This window comes from Micromonospora parva (assembly GCF_040649675.1).
Lineage (GTDB): Bacteria > Actinomycetota > Actinomycetes > Mycobacteriales > Micromonosporaceae > Micromonospora > Micromonospora parva.
In genome coordinates, this window is record NZ_JBEZFX010000001.1 from 848,273 (window position 1) to 869,255 (window position 20,983).

Consider the following 20,983-nt stretch of genomic DNA (forward strand, 5'->3'; position numbering starts at 1 on the left):
AGGAGCCTACGTTGCCCGGCTGGACGACACCGCCCGGAACGCGCGGGAACCACGCAGCGCGGCTGCCAACGGCAGCATCAGCAGCACACCGCCCTGCGGGGTCGGTCGCACCGGGGGCGTGCCGGGGGATGCCGTGGCGGGCCCGGTGACGTCCTCGAACGTCGACGGCACCGACAGCGCACTCCACCGCGACGAGGGCCAGACCACCATGAAGGCCCGGCCGACCACGTTGTCGATCGGCACCGGCCCCTGGCAACGCGCGTCCTGGGAGACCTCGCGGTGATCGCCCATCACGAAGAGCTGACCGGGTGGCACGACGACCTCGTCGAATCGCCGGGAGCGACACTCCGCCGGGTTGGGCGGCAGGTCCAGCGGTGAGTCCCGCAGGACGTACGTCTCGTTGAGCGGGGTGCCGTTGACGGTCACCCGCCCCTGACTGTCGCAGCACTGCACCCGGTCGCCGGGCAGGCCGATCACCCGCTTGATGAAGTCCTTCTCACCGGGCCGGCTCACCCCGACCAGGTCGCCGACGGTGCGGGCGAGCCGGCCGGCGACGCCCGGCTTCGGCTGATCGTCGACCTGCGGCGCCCAGCGGTCGGTGCCCCGGAAGACCACCACCTCGCCGCGCAGCGGGTCCCGAACGTCGTAGACGACCTTGTTGACCAGCACCCGGTCACCGACGAGGAGGGTGTCCTCCATCGAGCCGGACGGGATGAAGAACGCCTGGAGCAGGAAGGTACGGATCAGCACCGCGAGGCAGAACGCGACCACCAGCAGCAGCGGCAGCTCCTGCCAGAGGGGCATCTGTCGGCGGGTGCGGCGGGCCCGTCGACGCCACGGATCGACGGTGCCGTCATCGTCAAGCGTCTGCACCACGCCACTCCCCGGTCCGCAGAAACACCACCGCCCGGGAGCCTCGTCGAGGCTCCACGGGCGGTAGTGGACAACTGCCCGCCGCGAGGGCGGGGTCGCCGCCTCGCTGCGCCCGTACGACCAGGGTAGTGCGCTCTGGTCGGTACGGCATACGCGCAGCTCGGGCGGCGTGGCGAGCGGGAAGTCAGCTGGGCTGCTTCTCCCGCTTCTCCTTGATCTTGGCCTTCTTGCCGCGCAGCTCGCGCAGGTAGTAGAGCTTGGCGCGACGCACGTCACCGCGGGTCACGACCTCGATCCGGTCGATGCCCGGGCCGTTGAGCGGGTAGGTCCGCTCGACGCCGACGCCGAAGCTGACCTTGCGGACCGAGAAGGTCTCGCGCAGACCGTCACCCTGGCGGCGGATCACGACGCCCTGGAAGATCTGGACACGGGACCGGTTGCCCTCGACGACGCGGGCGTGCACCTTGACGGTGTCACCGGCCCGGAAGTCGGGGAGGTCGGTCCGCTTCGACTGGGCGTCAAGGGCGTCCAGGATGTTCATCGCTGCGTCCTCGTAAGGCTCACGGCGCACCGTCACTCGGTGCGCGGGTGGGTGATTCTGATTCCCGGGTGGTGATCGGCGGACCGACCCCGGTCGGGGATCCTCGCAGCCGACCGCGGGCGCGGACGGATGCGGCAACCCCCCTACTTTGCCACATCCCCCGGCGGAGGTTGAAATCCGGCCTGGTCCAGGGCCGCGATGTCCCGTTTGTCGAGCCGGTCGGCGGGCAGCGCGGCCAGCAGGTCGGGACGGCGGGCAGCCGTCCGCAGCAGGCCCTCCTCGCGCCGCCAGCGGGCGATCTTGCCGTGGTCGCCGGAGCGGAGCACCTCCGGCACGTCGTGCCCACGCCAACTCGGCGGCTTGGTGTAGATCGGCGCCTCCAGCAGCCCGTGCGCGTGCGACTCCTCGTCGAGCGAACCCGCGTTGCCCAGCACCCCCGGCAGCAGCCGGGTGACCGCCTCCATCATCACCAGGACCGCGACCTCGCCACCGAAGAGCACGTAGTCACCGAGCGACACCTCGGTGACCGGCATCCGGGTGGCGGCGTGCGCGAGAACCCGTTGGTCGATCCCCTCGTAGCGACCGCAGGCGAAGAGCAGATGCGGCTCGGCGGCCAACTCGTACGCCATGGCCTGGGTGAACGGGGCGCCGGCCGGCGACGGCACCAGCAGCCGGGGCGGCGGGGCGTCCACCGGCGCGAGGGCGTCCAGCGCCTCGCCCCACGGCTCCGGGCGCATCACCATCCCCGGACCGCCGCCGTACGGGGTGTCGTCGACCGTGCGGTGCACGTCGTGGGTCCAGGTCCGCAGGTCGTGCACGGCGAGCTGGAGTACGCCGTTGGCCCGCGCCCGTCCGATCAGCGACAGGTCCAGCGGGGCGAAGTACTCCGGAAAGATCGACACGACGTCGACGCGCATGCGGGCTGGTCCTAAAGGTCGAGCAGTCCGGCTGGCGGGTCGACGATCACACGTCCGCCGGCCAGGTCGACCTCCGGGACGATCGCCCGGACGAACGGGATCAACGCGGTACGCCCCTCGGGGCGCCGCAGCACCAGCAGGTCGGACGAGGGTGCGTGGTCGATGCGGGCGACCTCGCCGAGGCGTTCGCCGGCCGGGGTCACCACGGCCAACCCGACCAACTGATGGTCGTGGAACTCCTCCGGGTCGTCCGGTGGGGCCACGTCGGCGCTGTCCACCACGAGCAGCGTGCCGCGCAGCGCCTCGGCGGTGTTGCGGTCCAGGATGCCGTCGAACGCGATCAGCACCCGACCCTGGTGGAAGCGGGCTTCCTCGATGGTCAGCTCCGCCGGAATCCGGAACGGCACGCCGGGGCCGTCGGAGGACGGCGGGGGTGTCGCCCCCGGCTCAGTGCGCAGCACTGTGCCGGGGGCGAACCGTGCCTCGGGCTCGTCGGTCCGCACTTCCACGGTGACCTCACCGCGGACACCGTGCGGCTTGCCGATCCTGCCGACGACGAGCTGCATCAGTACGAGTCGACGATGTCGACGCGAACCCCGCGCCCGCCGATGGAGCCGATCACCTGGCGCAGCGCCTTGGCGGTCCGGCCGGACCGCCCGATCACAGTGCCGAGGTCCTCGGGGTGCACGCGGACTTCGAGCCGCTTGCCCCGACGGGAATCGACCATCCGCACCCGGACGTCATCCGGGTGGTCGACGATGCCCTTGACCAGGTGCTCCAACGCCGGACGCAGTGGCATGTCAGGCCTGCTCACCGGCGTCGGCAGCGGCCGGGGCCTCGGCCGGAGCCTCGGTCTTCGGAGCCTCGGCGGCCGGCGCCTCGGTCTTCGGAGCCTCAGCAGCCTTGGCGGCCTTCTTGGCCGGCTTGGCCGGGGTCTCCGGGGCGAGCCCGGCGGCGGCCTTCGACTCAGCCTCGTACGCCGCCTTGCGGTCGGCCTTCTCGGGGGCGACCAGGAGCGGCGGCGGGGCCGGCAGGCCCTTGTACTTCTGCCAGTCACCGGTCAGCTCCAGCAGCCGCTGCACCGCCTCGCTCGGCTGAGCGCCGACGGACAGCCAGTACTGGACCCGCTCCGACTTGACCTCGATGATCGAGGGGTCTTCCTTGGGCTGGTAAACCCCGACGAACTCGATCGCCCGGCCGTCGCGCTTGGTGCGCGAGTCGGCGACGACGATGCGGTACTGCGGGTTGCGGATCTTGCCCATCCGCAGGAGCCGGATCTTTACGGCCACAGTTGTTTCGCTCCTGTTGCGATCTCACCGGCCCAAGACGGGCGGTGTGCATGGGTGAGCGCCGACCGGCACAGTGGGGTTGGGCCGGAGACTACTCGGTGGACTGGCGACGTGCCCGGGTTAGAGGGCGCCGGACGCGCGCCGGATACCAGCGACCTATTCTGCCAGATCCCCGGCCGATCTTCCGCATCGGACCCGGACAGCACGTCGCCGGTGACCTGGAACACCGCTCAGCGCACTGGCGGACGGTCCCAGCCTGCCGGAAGTTTGTCCGGTACGCCCCATTCTGGCGGAGGTGCGAAGTCGGTCCACGTGCCGTCGAACGGGAACTCGCCCGCCTCGGCGAGCGCGATCACCCGCTCCCCTTCGGCACGGACCGCCTTCTCGTCGGTCACCCAGTAGTGCTCCGGAAAGGCGAGACGCTCGACGAACTCGTCCTCGTCCTTCCACTCCCAGCTCAGGTCCGGGCGTACCACCACGTCGAGATCCTGGTCCACCACGTCGACGCCGGCCACCGGGCCGTCGTCCCAGCGGACACCGGGCTCCTCGAGGTTGACGTACCAGTGCGAGAACCGGCCGTGCGCGTCCCGGAACCACCAGACGGAGTGCGCCGCGCCGGCGGGCAGGAACTTCAGCAGCGGCGGGCCATTCCAGCGGCCCTGCGCCAACCGGTACGTCGGGGTGACCCAGTCGGCGAACGGCACCGCGCGCATGGTCACGCCCGCCTGGTTCACCTCGTGGGCCACCGGCGAATCCTGGGCGATCCACACCAGCAGCCCGCGATCGTCGTCGCTGACCACGCGGGCCGGCCGGACCCATCCGATCCGGCCGTGCCGCACGTTCCGGTGCATGATCAGCCGACCCGGCTCGAACCGGTCGACGAGCACCTCAGTAGGCGCGGGCGAGGATGGCGACCAGATCCGGCTCGTCCTCCGAGTCGGGAACCGAACCGTCGGCGCGCAGCAGGCAGCGCACCGTGACGCCCTGGCCGTTCGCCTCCGCCTCGCCGGCCACGCCGACCGCCGACCACGGCACCCGCGCCCAGCCGGTCGCGGCGGCCTCGATCGCCTCGGCCAGGGTGGCCACGTCCACCGTGCGCGCCTCGCGGTTGGCCAACGCCTGATCGTGCAGCACCTGCTGATCGGTCTCCAGCGCCGCCAGCACCGCGGCGACCACGTCCGCCACCGGCGTCGGGGTCTTCGAGCCGTCGGTCCGGCGCACCACTGTCGCGTTGCCCACGGCCAGGTCACGGGGGCCGACCTCGACGCGTACCGGATAGCCACGCAGCTCGGCGTCGACGGCCCGGCGGCCGAACGGGGTGTCGGTCCGGTCGTCGAGCGCGACCCGGACACCGGCGTCGCGCAGGCCGTCGCGCAGCTTGGCCGCCGCCTCGCCGACGCCGTCACCGTCCTTGACGATCATGACGTACGCCTGGATCGGCGCCAGCTTCGGCGGCACACGCAGGCCGTTGTCGTCGCCGTGCGCCATGATCAGGCCACCGAGCATCCGGGTGGACGTGCCCCAGGAGGTCGTCCAGGCGTGCTCCCGGCCGCCCTCCTTGGAGGAATAGCTGATGTCGAACGCCTTGGCGAAGTTCTGGCCCAGCTCGTGGCTGGTGCCCAGCTGCAACGCCTTGCCGTCACCCATCATGCCTTCGCAGGTGTACGTGGCCGTCGCGCCGGCGAAGCGCTCGCGCGCCGTCTTCAGGCCGACCACCACCGGGATGCCGATCACGTTGACCATCAGGTCCTCGTACGCCTCGTGCAGGATCCGCCGCGCGTACGCCCGGGCGTCCTCGCGGGTGGCGTGCGCGGTGTGCCCCTCCTGCCAGAGGAACTCGCTGGTCCGCAGGAAGATCCGCGGACGCAGCTCCCACCGGACCACGTTCGCCCACTGGTTGAGCAGCAGCGGCAGGTCCCGGTACGAGTCGATCCACTTGGCCATGAACTCGCCGATGACCGTCTCACTGGTCGGACGCACCACCACCGGCTCGGCCAGCGGCTTGCCGCCACCGTGCGTGACGACCGCCAGCTCCGGCGAGAAGCCCTCGACGTGCTGCGCCTCACGCTTGAGGTAGCTCTCGGGGATGAACAACGGGAAGTACGCGTTCTCCGCACCCGCCGCCTTGATCCGAGCGTCCATCTCAGCCTGCATACGCTCCCAGATGGCGTAGCCGGCCGGTCGGATGACCATGGTGCCGCGAACCGGGCCGTTGTCGGCCAGCTTCGCCTTGGCGATCAGGTCCTGGTACCAGCGGGGGAAATCCTCCGCACGGGGAGTGAGCACGCGTGCCATGACCGCACATCCTATGCGCCGCGCGGGCGGACACCGCGTCCGGGAGTCGCCACGCCACGCCGTCCCGCTGTGCTGACGGGCCGTGACGGCGCTGGGCCGGGCAGCGGGAGCGCCAGTAGAATTCGACCACCATGACTACCTCGACGGACTCCCCCCGCCAGCGGCTGCGGGACACGATCGTGGACGCCGCCCGCGCCCGGACCATCGCCGCCGGGTGGGACGCGGTCCGGATGGGCGGAGTGGCCACCACGGCCGGGGTGAGCCGGCAGACGGTCTACAACGAGTTCGGCAGCAAGGCGGGCCTCGCCGAGGCGCTCGCCCGCGCCGAGGTGGACCGGTTCGTTGGCGATGTGCGCGACGCGCTGCTCGCCCACGGCTCCGACGTGCGGGCCGGCGCGTACGCCGCCATCGCGCGCACCCTCTCCACGGCGGCGGACAACCCGCTGGTCAAGGCGATCCTGACCAGCGCCCGGGGCGGGTCGGACGAGCTGCTGCCGTACCTCACCACCCGGGCCGAGGTGGTGCTCACCGAGGCGTCCGGAGCGCTGATCGACTGGGCCGGCGACCATCTGCCCGGGGCGGACCAGGCCGCGCTGGCCTTCGCCGCCGACACGGTCGTCCGTCTGGTGGTCAGCCACATCGTGCTCCCCCGCGAACCGATCGAGGAGACCGCGACGGCCCTCGCCGACCTCGCCGTACGCCTCTTCAGCGCCGCCGCCCGCCCCACCCTCTAACCCCCACACCCGCCCCGCGACACGCGCCTCGCGCCGCACCGCCCGGCGCGGGGCGCACAGCGCGGCGCGGGGCGCACAGCGCGGCGCGGGGCGGGGCGGGGCGGGTCAGCGGATGACGTGGCCGCGGAGGATCGTGCGGGACGGGGCGCGGACGACGCGCAGGTCGGCACGGGGGTCTTCGGGGTAGACGGTCAGGTCGGCGAGCCCGCCCTCGACCAGGCCGGGGAAGCCGAGCCATTCGCGGGCGCCCCAGGAGGCGGCGGCGAGCACCTCGAGCGGGGCCATTCCGGCCCGTTCGTGCAGCAGCATCATCTCCTCGGCGGCCAGCCCGTGGTCGATGCCGCCACCGGCGTCGGTGCCCACGTAGATCGGCACGCCCGCCTCGTGCGCGGCGCGCACCACGTCGGGGAAGCCGTCGCGCAGCGCGAGCATGTGCTCGGCGTACCCGGGGAACTTGCCCCGCGCCTGCTCGGCGATGCCACCGAAGGTGGCAATGTTGATCATTGTGGGGACCAGTGCGGTGCCCTGGCGGGCCATCTCGTCGATCAGGTCGAGGCTGAGCCCGGTGCCGTGCTCCACCGAGTCGACGCCGGCCCGCACCATGATCTCGACGGCCGACTCGGAGAAGGTGTGCACCGCGGCGCGTACCCCGGCGTCGTGCGCGGCCCGCACGGCGGCGGTGAGGGTGTCCGCGTCCCAGGCCGGCGCCAGGTCACCGACGCCCCGGTCGATCCAGTCGCCGACCAGCTTCACCCAGCCGTTGCCGGCCCGCGCCTGCGCGGCCACCGTGGCGGCCACCTCGGTCGCGTCGACCTCCACGCCGATGTCGCGCAGGTAGCGCTTCGGCGGGGCGACATGCTGGCCCGCGCGGGCCAGTCGCGGCAGGCCCGGCTCGTCGTCGAGTTCGGGGTACGGGTACGGCGACCCGGCGTCCCGGATCGCCAGCACCCCGGCGTTCCGGTCGACGTGGGCCAGCGCGCGGGCCTGGTCGAGTGAGGTGATCGGGGCGCCACCTCGGGCGATGCCGATGTGGCAGTGCGCGTCGACAAGCCCCGGCAGCACGTAGCCGCCGTCGACGACGGTCTCCGCACCGGGCACCGGGGTGAAGGTCACCCGGTCGCCGACCAGCCAGAGATCCCGGACCTCGTCGTCGGGGAGCAGCACGCCGCGCACATGAAGAGCCATGCGCACAGTCCTACCCGATCAGCCCTCCTCGGGAGCGAGCAGGTCGTTCTTCCGGGCGGTCAGGGCCGGCAGGTCCACGGAGACCTTCCACGGCCGCTCCGTGACGAACAGATCCTCGGTGTGCGTGACCTGCCCGTACTCCCGGTTGGCCCCGAGGGAGTACTCGGTGAGCGTGACACGTTCCTGGGTCGGGTCGAGCACCCAGTAGGACCGGATGCCGGCGTGCGCGTAGACCTTCGCCTTGTCGTACATGTCGCGGAAGGTGGAGGTCGGCGATACGACCTCCACCGCGAGCAGGGCGTCCTCGACCGGCACGGGCGACCGGCCGGCGTGCGTGCGGCGGATGACCACCACGTCGGGACGGGGCTCGTTGCGCCGGTCGACCCGCATCGACAGGTCGATGCTGACCAGGTATTCCGGCGGGCAGTTGACGCGAAGCGTGAGCAGCAACTCGACGCACAACTCTTGGTGCACGGCAGTGGGCGACGGCACGATCAACATTCCGTTGATCAGTTCGTACGGAAGGTCCTTCGGCAGGTCACCGAGGTCGTCGACCGTCCACTCGTGCCGTTCGGGCAGGATCGGGGCCGCGGTCATGACATCTCCTTCCAGGGGGCGGCGTCACCCTAAGCGCCGGATCAGTCGCCCGCCGTCACCGACACGCGTCAGCGCGGGCCCTTGTCGCCACCCTTGCCGAGCTTGTTGAAGTCGATCTTCGGGAGCTTGAAACCGGGCGGCAGGCCCTGGCCGGCGGCGAGATCGTTCGGGTCCATGCCCGGCGGGAGCTGCGGCATGCCACCCGGGAAGCCGGCTGGCATGCCGGCGCCGGTACGCGGGCGACCGCCGCCCTTGGTGCCCTTGCGCTTGTTCTTCGGCGACTTGGTCGCCTTGCGGCGGCCACCGCCGGGCAGGCCCATCATGCCGCCCATCTGCTTCATCATCTTCTGCGCGTCGGCGAAGCGGTTGAGCAGCTGGTTGACGTCCATCACGGTGACCCCGGAACCGTTGGCGATGCGCGCCCGCCGGGAGCCGTTGATGATCTTCGGGTTGGTCCGCTCGCCCGGGGTCATCGACCGGATGATCGCGGTGACCCGGTCGAAGTGGCTGTCGTCCAGCTCGGAGAGCTGGTCCTTCATCTGCCCCATGCCGGGCATCATGGCCAGCACGTTGGCGATCGGGCCCATCCGCCGCACCGCGATGAGCTGGTCGAGGAAGTCGTCCAGGGTGAACTGCTCACCGCCCATCAGCTTGGCGGTCATCTTCTCCTTCTGATCGGAGTCGAAGGCCTGCTCGGCCTGCTCGATCAGAGTGAGGACGTCGCCCATGCCGAGGATCCGGCTGGCCATCCGGTCGGGGTGGAAGACGTCGAAGTCCTCCAGCTTCTCACCGGTGGAGGCGAACAGGATCGGCTGCCCGGTGACCTCGCGGACCGACAGCGCGGCACCACCACGGGCGTCGCCGTCGAGCTTGGAGAGCACCACACCGGTGATGCCGACGCCGTCGCGGAACGCCTCGGCGGTGCGGACGGCGTCCTGACCGACCATGGCGTCGATGACGAAGATGACCTCGTCCGGCGAGACGGCGTCGCGGATGTCGGCGGCCTGCTGCATCATCTCGGCGTCGATGCCGAGTCGGCCGGCGGTGTCGACGATGACGATGTCGCGGGCGGCGCGCTTGGCGTGCTCGATCGACGCGCGGGCCACCTGCACCGGGTCACCGGTGCCGTTGCCGGGCTCCGGGGCGTACACCTCGACGCCGGCGCGGCCACCGAGCACCTGGAGCTGCCCGACGGCGTTGGGGCGCTGGAGGTCGGCGGCGACGAGCAGCGGCTGGTGCCCCTGGCCCTTGAGCCAGCGGGCGAGCTTGCCGGCGAGGGTGGTCTTACCGGAACCCTGGAGGCCGGCCAGCATGATCACCGTGGGCGGCTGCTTGGCGAACTGGAGCCGTCGCCCCTCACCGCCGAGCACGTTGATCAGCTCTTCGTTGACGATCTTGATGATCTGCTGGGCCGGGTTCAGCGCCTGCGAGACCTCCGCGCTGCGGGCGCGCTCCTTGACGGCCGCGATGAAGCCCTTGACCACCGGCAGCGCGACGTCCGCCTCCAGCAGCGCGAGGCGGATCTCGCGCGCGGTGGCGTCGATGTCGGCGTCGGTGAGCCGCCCCTTGCCGCGGAGCTTGGTGAAGATCCCGGACAGGCGGTCACTCAAGGTGTCAAACACGCGAACATCCCGTTTGTCAGTGTTCCGGCGGGCACAACACGGCCGGCACTGCGGAGTCCGACCACCGCTAGGGTAGCCGCCCGGCCGCAAGGCCGCTGGCGGCCCGGCCTCACCCCGAGACCAAGCCCGATTGGTACGCGAAGACGACGAGCTGGGCCCGGTCCCGGGCTCCCAGCTTGCCCATCGCCCGGCTGACGTGGGTCCGCGCGGTCGCCGGGCTGACCACCAACCGTGCCGCGATCTCCTCGTTGTTCAGGCCCTCACCGACCAGGCCGACGACCTGACGCTCCCGATCGGTCAGCGTGTCCAGCCGAGGGTGCGGACGAAGCACCCGGGACGGCCGGGTGGCGAACTCCCGTACCACCCGACGGGTCACCGACGGCGACAGCAGCGCCTCCCCCTCGGCGACCAGCCGGATCGCCCGCAGCAGCTCGGCCGGCCTGGTGTCCTTGGTGAGGAACCCGCTGGCACCGTGGCGCAGCGCGTCGAAGACGTACTCGTCCAGCTCGAACGTGGTGAGCACCACCACCCGCGTACCGGTCAGGTCGCTGTCGGCGACGATCCGGCGGGTCGCCTCGATGCCGTCGATGCCGGGCATCCGGATGTCCATCAGCACCACGTCCGGCCGTTCCCGGCGGGCCAACTCGACCGCCCGCAGCCCGTCGGACGCCTCGCCGGCCAACGCCAGGTCGTCCTCGCTCTCCACCAGCGCACGCAGTCCGAGCCGGACCAGGTCCTGGTCGTCGGCGATCAGCACCCGGATCACGTCGCCGGCCCCACGGGCAGCCCGGCGTACACCCGGAACCCGCCACCGGGGCGCGGCCCGGTGCTCAACCGCCCACCCAATGCCGCGACCCGCTCCCGCATCCCGGCCAGACCGTGACCGTCGTCGGCCGGCACGGTCCCGGCCCGGCCCGGCCCCACCCCCCGGTCGGTGACCTCGACGGTCACCTCATCCGCGCGGTAGTCCACCGTCACCTGCGCGCTCGACACCCCCGCGTGCCGCAGCACGTTGGTCAACGCCTCCTGCACCACCCGGTACGCGGCCAGGTCCACAGCTGCCGGCAACTCCCGGGGGTCACCCACCACGCGCACCTCGACGGCGAGCCCCGCCCCGGCGAGCCGGTCGCGCAGCGCGGGCAGACGGGCCAGGCCGGGTACCGGCTCGCGCTCGGCACCCCGCCGCACCGCGCCCAGGGTGACCCGCAGCTCGTCCAGCGCCTCGCGGCTGGTCCGGCTGATCGCGGTGAGGGCCACCTCCGCCTGCTCCGGCCGCTTCGGCAGCAGGTGCAGGGCGATCTCCGCCTGCATGTTGATCGCGGCCAGCCCGTGCCCCACCACGTCGTGCACCTCCTGCGCGATGCGCAGCCGCTCCTCGTCGGCCTGCCGTCGGGCCTGTTCGGCACGGCCGCGGGCCTCTTCGGCACGGGTACGCGCGGTCGCCTCACGGCTCACCCGCACCACCACCCCCACCGCGAACGGTACGACCACCCAGGCCGCCGCGGGCAGCACTCCCGTCCAACCCGGCGCGGGCCCCCGCCCGAAGAAGACGTGCGCCAACAACAGGACGAACGCGCCGCCGGTGGCGAGCGCCGCCGGGCGCACCGGCAGCCGCACCGCCACGCTGTACACCGCGATCAGGAACGTCAGCAGAATCGGCCCGTACGGGTAGCCGATCAGCAGGTACGTCGAGGTGGCCACGGTGACCACGGCGAGGGTGACGACCGGAGCGCGCCGCCGGACCAGCAGGGCGAGCGCGGCGACGGCGATCAGCGCCCGACAGGCGGCGTCCACCGGCCTCGACCCCGGCTGGTTGTTCCCGGCCAGACCGGTGGCGAGCAGCCCGAAGCCGAGCAGGACCAGGGCGAGCACGGCGTCTGCCGCCTGCTCGCGCCACCGCCACTGCCACTGCCCGCCTGGTCGCATGGCCGTCATTCTGCCCGCGCCGACGCCCCTCGACGTGCGTCCACGAGCGGCACCGCCGCTACGCCCCCGGACGTACCCGCCACAGGGACAGAACTCCCGATCGCAGCGCGCTGCCGGCAGACACCCTCACGAGCGTGATGCCTCACAGGCATCACGATGACTGTGAGGCATCACGCTCGTGGGAGTGACCGGGCTGGCACAACGACCGACGGTGCCGTCGTGGGTCACACGGCGGCGAGGACTGCGGCCTCCAGGCGGGCCCGGGTGGCGTCGTCCGGCCAACCGCCGACCAGGTAGAACGCGTCGACCACGTCGGCGCCGAGGGTGGAGATGCGGGCCGCCCGAACCAGGGCGCCGGCCTCGTCGAGGGCACCAGCGACCCGGTAGAGCAGGCCGGCGGCGTCGGCGGCGCGCAGTTCCAGGAGTACGGCCCCGGTGGCGGCCTCGCGGTGCCAGACCACTCGTGGAGCCGCGCCGCCGCCCCGGCTGGCGAGCGCCCGGCCGCGCAGCCGTTGGGTGACCGACACGTCGCCGGCGACCGCCCGGCGCAGGTCGGCGCGGAGCGGGACCGGGTCCGGCGGAAGGCCGTAGCGGGGCTGCACCCGGCACTCGACCAGAGCCCGGCCATCGACGGCGGAGGCGTCTGCGGAGATCACCTCCAGCCGGTGCAGCGCCAGGCAGCCGGCCACCGTGGCGAGCAGACCACGCCGGTCGGCCGCCGCCACCGACACCCGGTCGCCGGTCAGGTGGATGACCGGCAGCGGCCCGGCCAGCAGCTCCGGGTCCGGTGCGGGTGGTTCGGGGAGTACGCCGGTGTCCAGCGCGGTGCGAACCCTGGCGACCAGCTCGGCGACGAGCCGGCCCTTCCAGTCGGACCAGGCCGCCGGCCCGGTCGCCGCCGCGTCGGCGCGGACCAACGCGTGCAACAGGTCGAGGGTGCCGGTGTCACCAACCGCCTCGGCCACCGAGGCGATGGTGACCGGGTCGGCCAGGTCCCGGCGGGTCGCCACGTCGGGCAGCAGCAGGTGCAGCCGGACCAGCCGGCCGATCAGTTCGATCTCCGGGGCGGGCAGGCCGACCCGGGTGGCCACCGCCTGGGCGACCGGCACGCCGACCGTGCTGTGATCACCGGGGAGGCCCTTGCCGATGTCGTGCAGGAGGGCGCCGAGGAGCAGCAGGTCGGGGCGTTCCACCTCGCGGGCGTGCCGACTGGCCTCGTGCGCGGTCTGCACGAGGTGCCGGTCGAGGGTGAAGCGGTGCACGGGGTTGTGCTGGGGCAGGCTGCGCAGCCGGGTCCACTCGGGCAGCCAGCCGTCGACAAGCCCGTACCGGTCGCAGGTCTCCCAGGCCGGCACCAGCCCGGCACCGGCGCCGAGCAGGGTGATCAGCGCGGCCCGCGCCTCGGCGGGCCACGGGGCGGGCAGCGGCGGGCAGTACGCCGCCAGCCATTCGCAGGTGGCCCGCGCGATGGGGATTCGGGTGGTGGCCGACGCGGCGGCCACCCGCAGCGAGAGGCTCGGGTCCGGGCGTGCCCCGATCGCCGTGCGGGCGAGCACCAACTCGCCGTCGTGTTCCACCACGTCGCGGGCGACCGGGCGGCGGGCCGGGCGGCCGTTCCCGCCCCGGGAGCGGCCGGAGCGCAACCGGTCGGCGGCCCGGAAGGCGTCGTCGAGGGCGTGGCTGACCGTGCGGGCGTCACCGGCGACCCGTCGCAGCAACGCGTCGCGGTCTTCCAGCCCGAGCAGGGCGGCCACCCCGTCGCCCTCCTGGGCGACCAGCCGGTCGACCCGCCGACCCACCTGCTGGTGCAGGGCGTCGCGGGTGTCCAGCAGGCGCAGGTGGGCGGCGCGCACGGCGGGACGCAGCGCGTCGGTGATCCCGGCGGCGGAGATCGCCCGCAGCAGCCCCACGTCGCGCAGACCACCGGCGGCCTCCTTGAGGTCGCCCTCCAGCAGGAATGCCAGCTCACCGTGGGTCTGCCAGCGGCTGGTGGTGACCTCGCGCAGGCCGGGCAGGTGCCGGACGGCGGTGCGCCGCCAGTGATCGGCGGCGGTGCTGATCAGCGCGTCGGCCAGCGCCTGGTCCCCCACGACCAGCCGGGCGTCGAGCAGCCCGAGCGCGACCTTGACGTCGTCCTGGGCCACCGACAGCGCCTCGGCGACGGTGCGGACGGAATGATCGAGCCGCAGACCCGCGTCCCAGATCGGGTACCAGACCGAGGCGGCCAACTCGTCCGTGCCGGGCACCCCGGCGTGCACCAGCACCAGGTCGAGGTCGCTGTACGGGGCGCACTGCCGCCGCCCCAGCCCCCCGACGGCCAGCAGCGCCACCCCGTCGCGCGCCGGCAGCAGCCCGCGCAGGAAGGTGTCGTACGCGGCAGCCCGCCGCTGCCGAGCCGACTCCCCGATCCCTCCGGGTACGCCGACGACCTCGTTGATCAAGAGGTTCGCGTCGCCATCGGCGGCGTGCCCCGACGCGTTCTTCCTGATCAACGAGGTCATCTCAGTCGTGGCCGAGGTCAGAGTGCGTCGAGGCCGCGTTCGCCGGTACGTACCCGGACGACCTCTTCGACACCGGTGACCCAGACCTTGCCGTCACCGATCTTGCCGGTGCGGGCCGCCCCGACGATGGCGTCCACGACCTTGTCCACGTCGATCTCGTCGGTGAGCACCTCGACCCGGATCTTGGGCAGGAACTCGACCGTGTACTCGGCACCCCGGTAGACCTCGGTGTGCCCCTTCTGCCGCCCGTACCCCTGAACCTCGCTGACGGTCAGCCCGGCCACCCCGAGGGCGTGCAGGGCCTCCTTCACCGCGTCCAGCTGGTACGGCTTGATGACTGCGGTCACCAGCTTCATGTCCAACCCCTCCATCCCAGGAACGTTAACCGGCGACCTTTTCGCTGACCGGCTCGGCGGGCTCCGCCTCCGGCTTGGCCCCACTCGTCGTACCGCCACCGGGGGTGCCGATGCCGGCCATCGCGAACGCGCTTCCCGTGCCGCCGCCGGCCGGGGACAGGTCGTAGCTGCTCTCGGCGTGCTCGGCGATGTCGATGCCCTCGACCTCCGCCTCGCCCTTGACCCGGAAGCCGATCGTCTTCTCGATGACGAAGGCGAGCACCCAGGCGATGCCGAACGACCAGGCGGTGACGATCAGGCCGGCGAGGGCCTGCCGCCCGAGCTGGGTCGCGCCGCCGCCGTAGAAGAGGCCGTCGGAGGCGCCGACCACGTCGCTGATCGCGGCGTTGACCGAGTTGGTGGCGAACAGGCCGAGCCAGAGCGAGCCGATCCAACCACCGACGAAGTGCACACCGACCACGTCGAGCGAGTCGTCGTAACCGAGCTTGTACTTGAGGCTGACGGCGAGCGCGCAGACCGCGCCGGCGACGATGCCGAGCAGGACGGCGGCCCACGGTGCGATGAAGCCACAGGCCGGGGTGATGGCGACCAGGCCGGCGACGGCGCCGGACGAGGCGCCGACCATCGTCGGCTTACGGGTCTTGACCCACTCGACGGCGATCCAGCCGAGCACCGCCGCCGCCGTGGCGAGCTGGGTGTTGATGAAGGCGAGGCCGGCGACCGAGTCGACGGTCAGCTCCGATCCGGCGTTGAACCCGAACCAGCCGAACCACAGCAGACCCGCACCGAGCGCGACCAACGGGATGTTGTGCGGCTTCATGCCCTCCCGCGGCCAACCGAGCCGCTTACCGAGGACCAGGGCCACGGCCAGGGCCGCCGCACCGGCGTTGATGTGCACAGCGGTGCCACCGGCGAAGTCCAGCGCGTGGATGTCGGCGCCGATGATGCCGCCGCCCCACACCCAGTGCGCGACCGGGAAGTAGACCAGGGTGGCCCAACCGAACGCGAACAGCAGCCAGCCGGCGAACTTGGCCCGGTCGGCGATGGCACCGCTGATCAGCGCGACGGTGATCACCGCGAAGACCATCTGGAAGGCCATGAACACGTAGAGCGGGACCCCGATGCCGCTGGGGTTCTCCGCCGTGGCACCCCACAGGTCGGTCTCGGCGAGGAAGGTCTTGGTGCCGAGGTACGCGCCCGGGTCGCCCCAGAAGCCGTTCACGTCGGTCCCGAAGGCGACGCTGAAACCGTAGAACCACCACAGAATAGAGATGAGCCCGATAGCGGAGAAGCTCATCATCATCATGTTGAGTACGCCCTTGGCCCGGTTGAGGCCGCCGTAGAACAGCGCCAGTCCGGGGGTCATGAGCAGCACGAGCGCGGTCGAAACCAGCAGCCACGTGGTATTGGCGCCGTCGATCGTCGGTGCTTCAGGCACGCTGGCCTCCTAAAAGGTGAAGTCCTCCTTCGCGGCTTTCCGGGGCAGCGTCGCCCGTAGGCCGGTTGCGCGGAAGCTTCGCGGCCGGCTGTTTCACTTTGGGTCCCGTGCGGGTTTCCGTTTCGTGACGGGTTGTTTCGGACGTGTCACGAACTCCGCACACTCATCAGCATGGACGATTGTGGATCGACCGGACGGCGACCGTCGATGACTGACCGGCCAGACGCATCGACCGGTCCGCTTGACGGGACCGGCCGAGCATCGACGGGGCAGCCTCAGCGCAGGGCGTTCTCCAGGGCGTGCCGCTCGTAGTCGAGCAGCCGCAGATCGCGCATCGGTCGGCGCAGGTGGCCCTTGTGCACGATCCGCACGAACGCCGGCTCACCGGCGGCGGCCATCCGGCGGATCCCCTCGACGTGGTCCACGATCCGTTTGCGGATGGTCCGGATCAGCCGGTGCCGGTCCCTCGGGATCAGCCCGTACGCGTCGGCGAAGAGCCGGAGTCGGCGCGGCCGGTCCGGATGCTTCCAACCGAGCGTGATCGAGTCACGGTCCGCGAAGATCGGCACCCAGGTCCAGGCCGCGTACGCCACGTCATAGATTCGCGCTCCGGGTGAGGCGAGGTCGAAGTCGATCAGCCCGAGGGTGCCGTCCGGACGCCAGATCACGTTGTGCGGCGCGGCGTCGTGGTGGCAGATCACCTCGGTGTCCGGCGGCGGGGGCCCGAACGAGCGCCAGACCGCCGCCTGCGGAGGGGTGAACCCGTACTGCGCGTCGTGGAACATCCGCAGCATGGTGGCGACGGTGACCAGGGCCTCGTCGGTCACCCAGTGCGGGGCGAGCGGATATTCTCCGCACTCCCCCTCCAGGTACGACAGCACCTCACGGTTGCGCTCGTCCATCCCGAGCGCCCGGGGGGCGCCGGTGAACCCCACGTACTCCAGGTGGCGCAGCAGCGCGTGCACGGACGGGGTCCACGGCCCGGCGTTACGCCGCACCGTGTCACCCACGCGGACAACGGTGCTCACGTTGCCGCCGTGCAGCGGGATCTCCTGCGAAGTCACGTACGGTCTCCCGAGGCGCTGCGAAGGATGGCCGGGGTCACGCCAACCCGCGTACGCGCGATCGTCAGTGGTCACTCGAGACTACGCGTCCCGGCCGGTGGCCTCGGTCCCCAGCAACGCGTCGACGAACTGCGCCGGGTCGAACGGGGCCAGGTCGTCCTTGCCTTCGCCGAGGCCGACCAGCTTCACGGGGATGCCGAGCTTGCGCTGCACGGCGATCACGATGCCACCCTTGGCGGTGCCGTCGAGCTTGGTCAGCACCACACCTGTCACGTTGACCACCTCGGTGAAGACCCGGGCCTGCTCCAGCCCGTTCTGCCCGGTGGTGGCGTCGAGGATGAGCAGTGTCTCGTCGATCGGGCCCTGCTTCTCCACCACCCGCTTGACCTTGCCCAGCTCGTCCATCAGGCCGACCTTGTTCTGCAGGCGGCCGGCGGTGTCGATGAGCACGGTGTCCACGCCGGTGTCGATGCCGCGCTTGACGGCGTCGAAGGCGACGCTCGCCGGGTCGGCGGCCTCGGGCCCCCGGACGGTTTCCGCGCCGACCCGTGAGCCCCAGGTCTCCAGCTGGTCGGCCGCGGCGGCCCGGAAGGTGTCGGCCGCGCCGAGCAGCACGCTGCGACCGTCGGCCACCAGCACCCGGGCGATCTTGCCGCAGGTGGTGGTCTTGCCGGCGCCGTTGACGCCGACGACCAGGACCACCGCCGGCACGCCGTCCTTGGGGGCGGTCCGCAGCGAGCGGTCCAGGCTCGGGTCGAGCGCGTTGACCAGCTCGGCGGCGAGCAGGGCCCGCAGCTCGGAGGCCGAGCGGGTGCCGAGCACCCTGGTGCGCTCCCGGAGCCGGTCGACGATGTCGCGGGTGGCGTCGACGCCGACGTCGGCGGTGATCAGGCTGTCCTCGATCTCCTCCCAGACGTCCTCGTCGAGGTGGTCCCGGGCGAGCAGGCCGAGCAGGCCCTTGCCGAACACGTTCTGTGAGCGGGACAACCGCGAGCGGAGCCGGACCAGCCGCCCGGCGGTCGGCTCGGGGACCTCCACCTGCGGTTCGAGCACCGGAGGCGGCTCGACCAGGACGCCGGTGGACAGATCGGACTCCGGTGCCTCGACCGGCGGGCCGGCGAGATCCTCCTCAGCCCTGGTGTCGACCTCGGTGCGCGGCAGCGGGGGCTCGGGCCGCCGCCGCAATCGCGGCACGACCAGCCCGACTGTGCCGGCGATCAGCACACCGAGCAGGACCAGAGCGAGGACGAGATATTCGGCCATGCCGGAATCCTGTCAGATGCCGGCGGCGGCGTCCCAGCCACCGCACCCGCAAGCGGTGCCCGGCGTCCCAGCCACCGCGCCCCGAGCGGTGCCCGGCGTCTCAGCCACCGCACCCGGCCGGGGCCGCTGACCGGCGGTAGGCTCGGCCGCATGCCCGCCGCACACCTCCTCATCGGCCCACTGCTGCGGCGCGTGGTGGACACCCGGGCGACGATCTGGGTCGAGACGGCGGCGCCCGCCGTGGTCACGGTCCGCACCGCAGGCGGCGCCACCGGCACCGCGCCCACCTTCTCGGCGTACGACCACCACTACGCCCTCGTGGTGGTGGAGGGGCTCACTCCGGACAGCGAGACCACCTACGAGGTCCTGGTCGACGACGAAATGGTCTGGCCGGTGCCGAGCAGCGGGTTCCCGCCGAGCGTGATCCGCACCCGGGCCGCCGACGACCGGGACCAGCCGGTCAACATGATCTTCGGCTCGTGCCGGGAGACCACCCAGCACGCCACCACCCGCAAGCTGCCGCCGGACGCGCTGGACGCGTACGCCCGGCGGTTGATGGCCGACCCGGAGTCGAACCCGCTGCCCGACCTGCTGGTGCTGCTCGGTGACCAGGTCTACGCCGACGTCACCTCGCCGACCGTGCGTCGGCTGCTGCGTCGACGGCGGCGGCGGCCGAAGGGTGCTCCGGCCGACCAGGTGGTGAGCTTCGACGAGTACACCAAGCTCTACCTGGAGTCCTGGCGTGATCCGGAGATCCGCTGGCTGCTCTCCACCGTGCCGAGCGTGATGATCTTTGACGATCACGAGATCATCGACGACTGGAACACCTCGGCGGCGTGGCGTGCCGAGGTGCGCGAGCAGCCGTGGTGGCAGGAGCGGATCGGCAGCGGGCTCGCCTCGTACTGGGTCTACCAGCACCTTGGCAACCTCTCCCCCGACGAGATCGTCGCCGATCCGGTCTTCGCGAAGGTCGTCGCCGCCGAGGACGCCACCAGCGTGCTGCGCGAGTTCGGCCACCGGGTCGACCAGGAGTCCGACCTGGCGCACGACACCGAGCGGTGGCGCGCGGTGCAGTACCAGTGGAGCTACGCGCTGGATCTGGGCCGGACCCGGCTGGTGATGCTGGACAACAGGTGCAGCCGGGTGCTCGAGTCCAACAACCGGGCGATGCTGCCGCCCGGCGAGTGGGCCTGGTTCCTCGACCAGGCGCACGGGGTCTACGACCACCTGGTGGTGGGTGCCTCGCTGCCCTGGCTGCTGCCGCAGGGCATTCACCACATCGAGGCGTGGAACGAGAAACTGGCGGACTCGCGCCGACCGTGGGTGGCGCGCGGGGCGGAGAAGCTGCGCCGCGCTCTGGACCTGGAGCACTGGGCGGCGTTCCGGCGTTCCTTCGAGGCGCTGGCGGAGACGTTCGCGCGCATCGGCACCGGCACGCCTCGACAGTCCGGGGCGCGGGTCGGGGCCGGTCCGGCGTACGCCCCACCGGCGTCGATCAGCGTGCTCTCCGGTGACGTGCACCACTCGTACGTGGCGCGGGCCCGGTTCGCCGATCCGGCGGTGGTGACTCCGGTGCACCAGCTCACCTGTTCGCCGATCCACAACCAGGTGCCGGCGGGCATCCGTCCGCTGATGCGGCTGGGCTGGTCACCCGGTCCGGCCGGGGCGACCCGGGCGTTGGCGCGTTCGGCGGGCGTACGCCGGCCGGGGGTGCGCTGGCGCAAGCTGGCCGGCCCGTACTTCGGTAACGCGGTCGCCACCCTGACCCATCGGGGGCGCGACGCCGACGTGGTGATCGAGGGCACCACGAGTGACGGGCACCTACGCCCGGTGATGCGGCGTCGACTCTCCGGGAGCAGCGGCGCGGGCGCGCCGTAGTCTCTACGCCGTGGATGAGCACCTGCCGGAGCCGATCCGGGCGGTTGAGCACGAGTTGACCGCTCTGCTGCGCCGTGGCCGGGCGGTCTCCTGGGAGATCGCCCGGGAGGTGCACCCGAATCTGGAGCCGAACACCTACGGGTTGCTGCTCTGGTTGCGGCGGAGCGGGTCGATCCGGTTGACCGAGTTGGCGGCGCGGCTGGGCGTGGGCAAGGGGACGCTGAGCCGGCAGATCAACGCGTTGGAGGTGCTCGGTCTGGTCCACCGCGACCCCGATCCGAGTGACCGGCGGGCCGCGCAGATCAGCCTGACCGAGCAGGGGCAGCGCCGGTTCGACGTGGCCCGCGCGGCCCGGCTGGGCGAGTTCGTGCGTGCCCTGGACGGCTGGTCGGAGCGCGACATCGAGGATTTCGCCCGGCTGCTCGGCCGGTTCAACGACTCCTGGCAGTAGCGCCCGGTGACCGGGAATAGGGTGCCGGTCGGACAAGTTGTTGCTTCAGGCAA

General features: G+C 72.0%; 21 protein-coding genes. 3 read left to right on the forward strand and 18 right to left on the reverse strand.

Annotated features, from left to right (window positions below):
* Positions 1-6 precede the first annotated feature (6 nt).
* The 8 genes from lepB to proS all read right to left on the reverse strand — a co-directional run bounded on the left by lepB (position 7) and on the right by proS (position 5,915).
* On the reverse strand, positions 7-876 hold the full coding sequence (lepB, locus tag AB0C03_RS03725; RefSeq protein ID WP_030335222.1) for a signal peptidase I: 870 nt from the start codon (positions 874-876) through the stop codon (positions 7-9).
* 181 nt (positions 877-1,057) lie between these two features.
* Positions 1,058-1,414, reverse strand: a complete 357-nt coding sequence (gene rplS, locus AB0C03_RS03730; protein WP_030335223.1) for a 50S ribosomal protein L19 — start codon at positions 1,412-1,414, stop codon at positions 1,058-1,060.
* 143 nt (positions 1,415-1,557) lie between these two features.
* Positions 1,558-2,331, reverse strand: a complete 774-nt coding sequence (trmD, locus tag AB0C03_RS03735; protein WP_030335224.1) for a tRNA (guanosine(37)-N1)-methyltransferase TrmD — start codon at positions 2,329-2,331, stop codon at positions 1,558-1,560.
* 11 nt (positions 2,332-2,342) lie between these two features.
* Positions 2,343-2,897, reverse strand: coding sequence for a ribosome maturation factor RimM (gene rimM, locus AB0C03_RS03740; RefSeq protein ID WP_030335226.1), 555 nt, complete (start codon positions 2,895-2,897; stop codon positions 2,343-2,345).
* Complete coding sequence (locus tag AB0C03_RS03745) at positions 2,897-3,157, reverse strand: RNA-binding protein (protein ID WP_172862164.1); 261 nt, start codon at positions 3,155-3,157, stop codon at positions 2,897-2,899. Before AB0C03_RS03745 ends, rimM begins: the two co-directional genes overlap by 1 nt.
* Positions 3,132-3,620, reverse strand: a complete 489-nt coding sequence (gene rpsP, locus AB0C03_RS03750) for a 30S ribosomal protein S16 (protein WP_210859599.1) — start codon at positions 3,618-3,620, stop codon at positions 3,132-3,134. The genes AB0C03_RS03745 and rpsP overlap by 26 nt, the downstream gene beginning before the upstream one ends.
* A 230-nt stretch (positions 3,621-3,850) precedes the next feature.
* Positions 3,851-4,471 (reverse strand): ribonuclease FAU-1 family protein, encoded by a 621-nt coding sequence (locus AB0C03_RS03755; RefSeq protein ID WP_030335231.1) that lies wholly within the window; start codon positions 4,469-4,471, stop codon positions 3,851-3,853.
* 37 nt (positions 4,472-4,508) lie between these two features.
* The gene (proS, locus tag AB0C03_RS03760; protein WP_030335232.1) at positions 4,509-5,915 is read right to left on the reverse strand and encodes a proline--tRNA ligase; all 1,407 of its coding nucleotides are present in this window, start codon (positions 5,913-5,915) and stop codon (positions 4,509-4,511) included.
* Positions 5,916-6,046: 131 nt separating this feature from the next.
* Between proS and AB0C03_RS03765 the strand changes: the two genes are divergently transcribed.
* Positions 6,047-6,649 (forward strand): TetR/AcrR family transcriptional regulator, encoded by a 603-nt coding sequence (locus tag AB0C03_RS03765; protein WP_030335234.1) that lies wholly within the window; start codon positions 6,047-6,049, stop codon positions 6,647-6,649.
* A 105-nt stretch (positions 6,650-6,754) separates the two neighbouring features.
* Here the strand turns inward: AB0C03_RS03765 and AB0C03_RS03770 are convergent, their stop codons facing one another.
* The 10 genes from AB0C03_RS03770 to ftsY all read right to left on the reverse strand — a co-directional run bounded on the left by AB0C03_RS03770 (position 6,755) and on the right by ftsY (position 18,601).
* Positions 6,755-7,834 (reverse strand): amidohydrolase family protein, encoded by a 1,080-nt coding sequence (locus AB0C03_RS03770; RefSeq protein WP_357634018.1) that lies wholly within the window; start codon positions 7,832-7,834, stop codon positions 6,755-6,757.
* An 18-nt stretch (positions 7,835-7,852) separates the two neighbouring features.
* The gene (locus AB0C03_RS03775) at positions 7,853-8,431 is read right to left on the reverse strand and encodes a Uma2 family endonuclease (protein WP_210865771.1); all 579 of its coding nucleotides are present in this window, start codon (positions 8,429-8,431) and stop codon (positions 7,853-7,855) included.
* Between the two features lie 68 nt (positions 8,432-8,499).
* A complete protein-coding gene (gene ffh, locus AB0C03_RS03780; protein WP_030335239.1) occupies positions 8,500-10,053 on the reverse strand; it encodes a signal recognition particle protein in 1,554 nt (517 codons plus the stop codon).
* A 109-nt stretch (positions 10,054-10,162) separates the two neighbouring features.
* A complete protein-coding gene (locus AB0C03_RS03785; protein ID WP_030335241.1) occupies positions 10,163-10,819 on the reverse strand; it encodes a response regulator transcription factor in 657 nt (218 codons plus the stop codon).
* Positions 10,816-11,979 (reverse strand): sensor histidine kinase, encoded by a 1,164-nt coding sequence (locus tag AB0C03_RS03790; protein ID WP_247680680.1) that lies wholly within the window; start codon positions 11,977-11,979, stop codon positions 10,816-10,818. Before AB0C03_RS03790 ends, AB0C03_RS03785 begins: the two co-directional genes overlap by 4 nt.
* Before the next feature lie 224 nt (positions 11,980-12,203).
* Positions 12,204-14,480 (reverse strand): [protein-PII] uridylyltransferase, encoded by a 2,277-nt coding sequence (locus AB0C03_RS03795; protein WP_030335245.1) that lies wholly within the window; start codon positions 14,478-14,480, stop codon positions 12,204-12,206.
* 17 nt (positions 14,481-14,497) lie between these two features.
* Positions 14,498-14,836, reverse strand: coding sequence for a P-II family nitrogen regulator (locus AB0C03_RS03800; protein WP_172862163.1), 339 nt, complete (start codon positions 14,834-14,836; stop codon positions 14,498-14,500).
* Between the two features lie 25 nt (positions 14,837-14,861).
* Positions 14,862-16,274 (reverse strand): ammonium transporter, encoded by a 1,413-nt coding sequence (locus AB0C03_RS03805; RefSeq protein ID WP_030335249.1) that lies wholly within the window; start codon positions 16,272-16,274, stop codon positions 14,862-14,864.
* Positions 16,275-16,549: 275 nt separating this feature from the next.
* Positions 16,550-17,413: a phosphotransferase gene (locus tag AB0C03_RS03810; protein WP_181539524.1), complete on the reverse strand. Its 864-nt coding sequence runs from the start codon at positions 17,411-17,413 to the stop codon at positions 16,550-16,552.
* A gap of 6 nt (positions 17,414-17,419) precedes the next feature.
* Positions 17,420-18,601 carry a signal recognition particle-docking protein FtsY gene (ftsY, locus tag AB0C03_RS03815; RefSeq protein WP_030335252.1) on the reverse strand — a complete coding sequence of 394 codons (1,182 nt, stop codon included), beginning with the start codon at positions 18,599-18,601 and terminating at the stop codon, positions 17,420-17,422.
* Between the two features lie 150 nt (positions 18,602-18,751).
* Between ftsY and AB0C03_RS03820 the strand changes: the two genes are divergently transcribed.
* Together AB0C03_RS03820 and AB0C03_RS03825 are read left to right on the forward strand one after the other, a co-directional pair.
* Positions 18,752-20,479 carry an alkaline phosphatase D family protein gene (locus AB0C03_RS03820; protein ID WP_210858522.1) on the forward strand — a complete coding sequence of 576 codons (1,728 nt, stop codon included), beginning with the start codon at positions 18,752-18,754 and terminating at the stop codon, positions 20,477-20,479.
* A 10-nt stretch (positions 20,480-20,489) separates the two neighbouring features.
* On the forward strand, positions 20,490-20,930 hold the full coding sequence (locus tag AB0C03_RS03825; protein WP_245233712.1) for a MarR family winged helix-turn-helix transcriptional regulator: 441 nt from the start codon (positions 20,490-20,492) through the stop codon (positions 20,928-20,930).
* Positions 20,931-20,983 lie beyond the last annotated feature (53 nt).

Coding starts and splice junctions, on each gene's coding strand:
- rplS (WP_030335223.1), bottom strand. CDS start 1,414: ATGAACATCCTGGACGCCCTTGACGCCCAGTCGAAGCGGACCGACCTC.
- trmD (WP_030335224.1), bottom strand. CDS start 2,331: ATGCGCGTCGACGTCGTGTCGATCTTTCCGGAGTACTTCGCCCCGCTG.
- rimM (WP_030335226.1), bottom strand. CDS start 2,897: ATGCAGCTCGTCGTCGGCAGGATCGGCAAGCCGCACGGTGTCCGCGGT.
- AB0C03_RS03755 (WP_030335231.1), bottom strand. CDS start 4,471: ATGCACCGGAACGTGCGGCACGGCCGGATCGGATGGGTCCGGCCGGCC.
- proS (WP_030335232.1), bottom strand. CDS start 5,915: ATGGCACGCGTGCTCACTCCCCGTGCGGAGGATTTCCCCCGCTGGTAC.
- AB0C03_RS03765 (WP_030335234.1), top strand. CDS start 6,047: ATGACTACCTCGACGGACTCCCCCCGCCAGCGGCTGCGGGACACGATC.
- AB0C03_RS03770 (WP_357634018.1), bottom strand. CDS start 7,834: ATGGCTCTTCATGTGCGCGGCGTGCTGCTCCCCGACGACGAGGTCCGG.
- AB0C03_RS03775 (WP_210865771.1), bottom strand. CDS start 8,431: ATGACCGCGGCCCCGATCCTGCCCGAACGGCACGAGTGGACGGTCGAC.
- AB0C03_RS03790 (WP_247680680.1), bottom strand. CDS start 11,979: ATGCGACCAGGCGGGCAGTGGCAGTGGCGGTGGCGCGAGCAGGCGGCA.
- AB0C03_RS03795 (WP_030335245.1), bottom strand. CDS start 14,480: ATGACCTCGTTGATCAGGAAGAACGCGTCGGGGCACGCCGCCGATGGC.
- AB0C03_RS03800 (WP_172862163.1), bottom strand. CDS start 14,836: ATGAAGCTGGTGACCGCAGTCATCAAGCCGTACCAGCTGGACGCGGTG.
- ftsY (WP_030335252.1), bottom strand. CDS start 18,601: ATGGCCGAATATCTCGTCCTCGCTCTGGTCCTGCTCGGTGTGCTGATC.
- AB0C03_RS03820 (WP_210858522.1), top strand. CDS start 18,752: ATGCCCGCCGCACACCTCCTCATCGGCCCACTGCTGCGGCGCGTGGTG.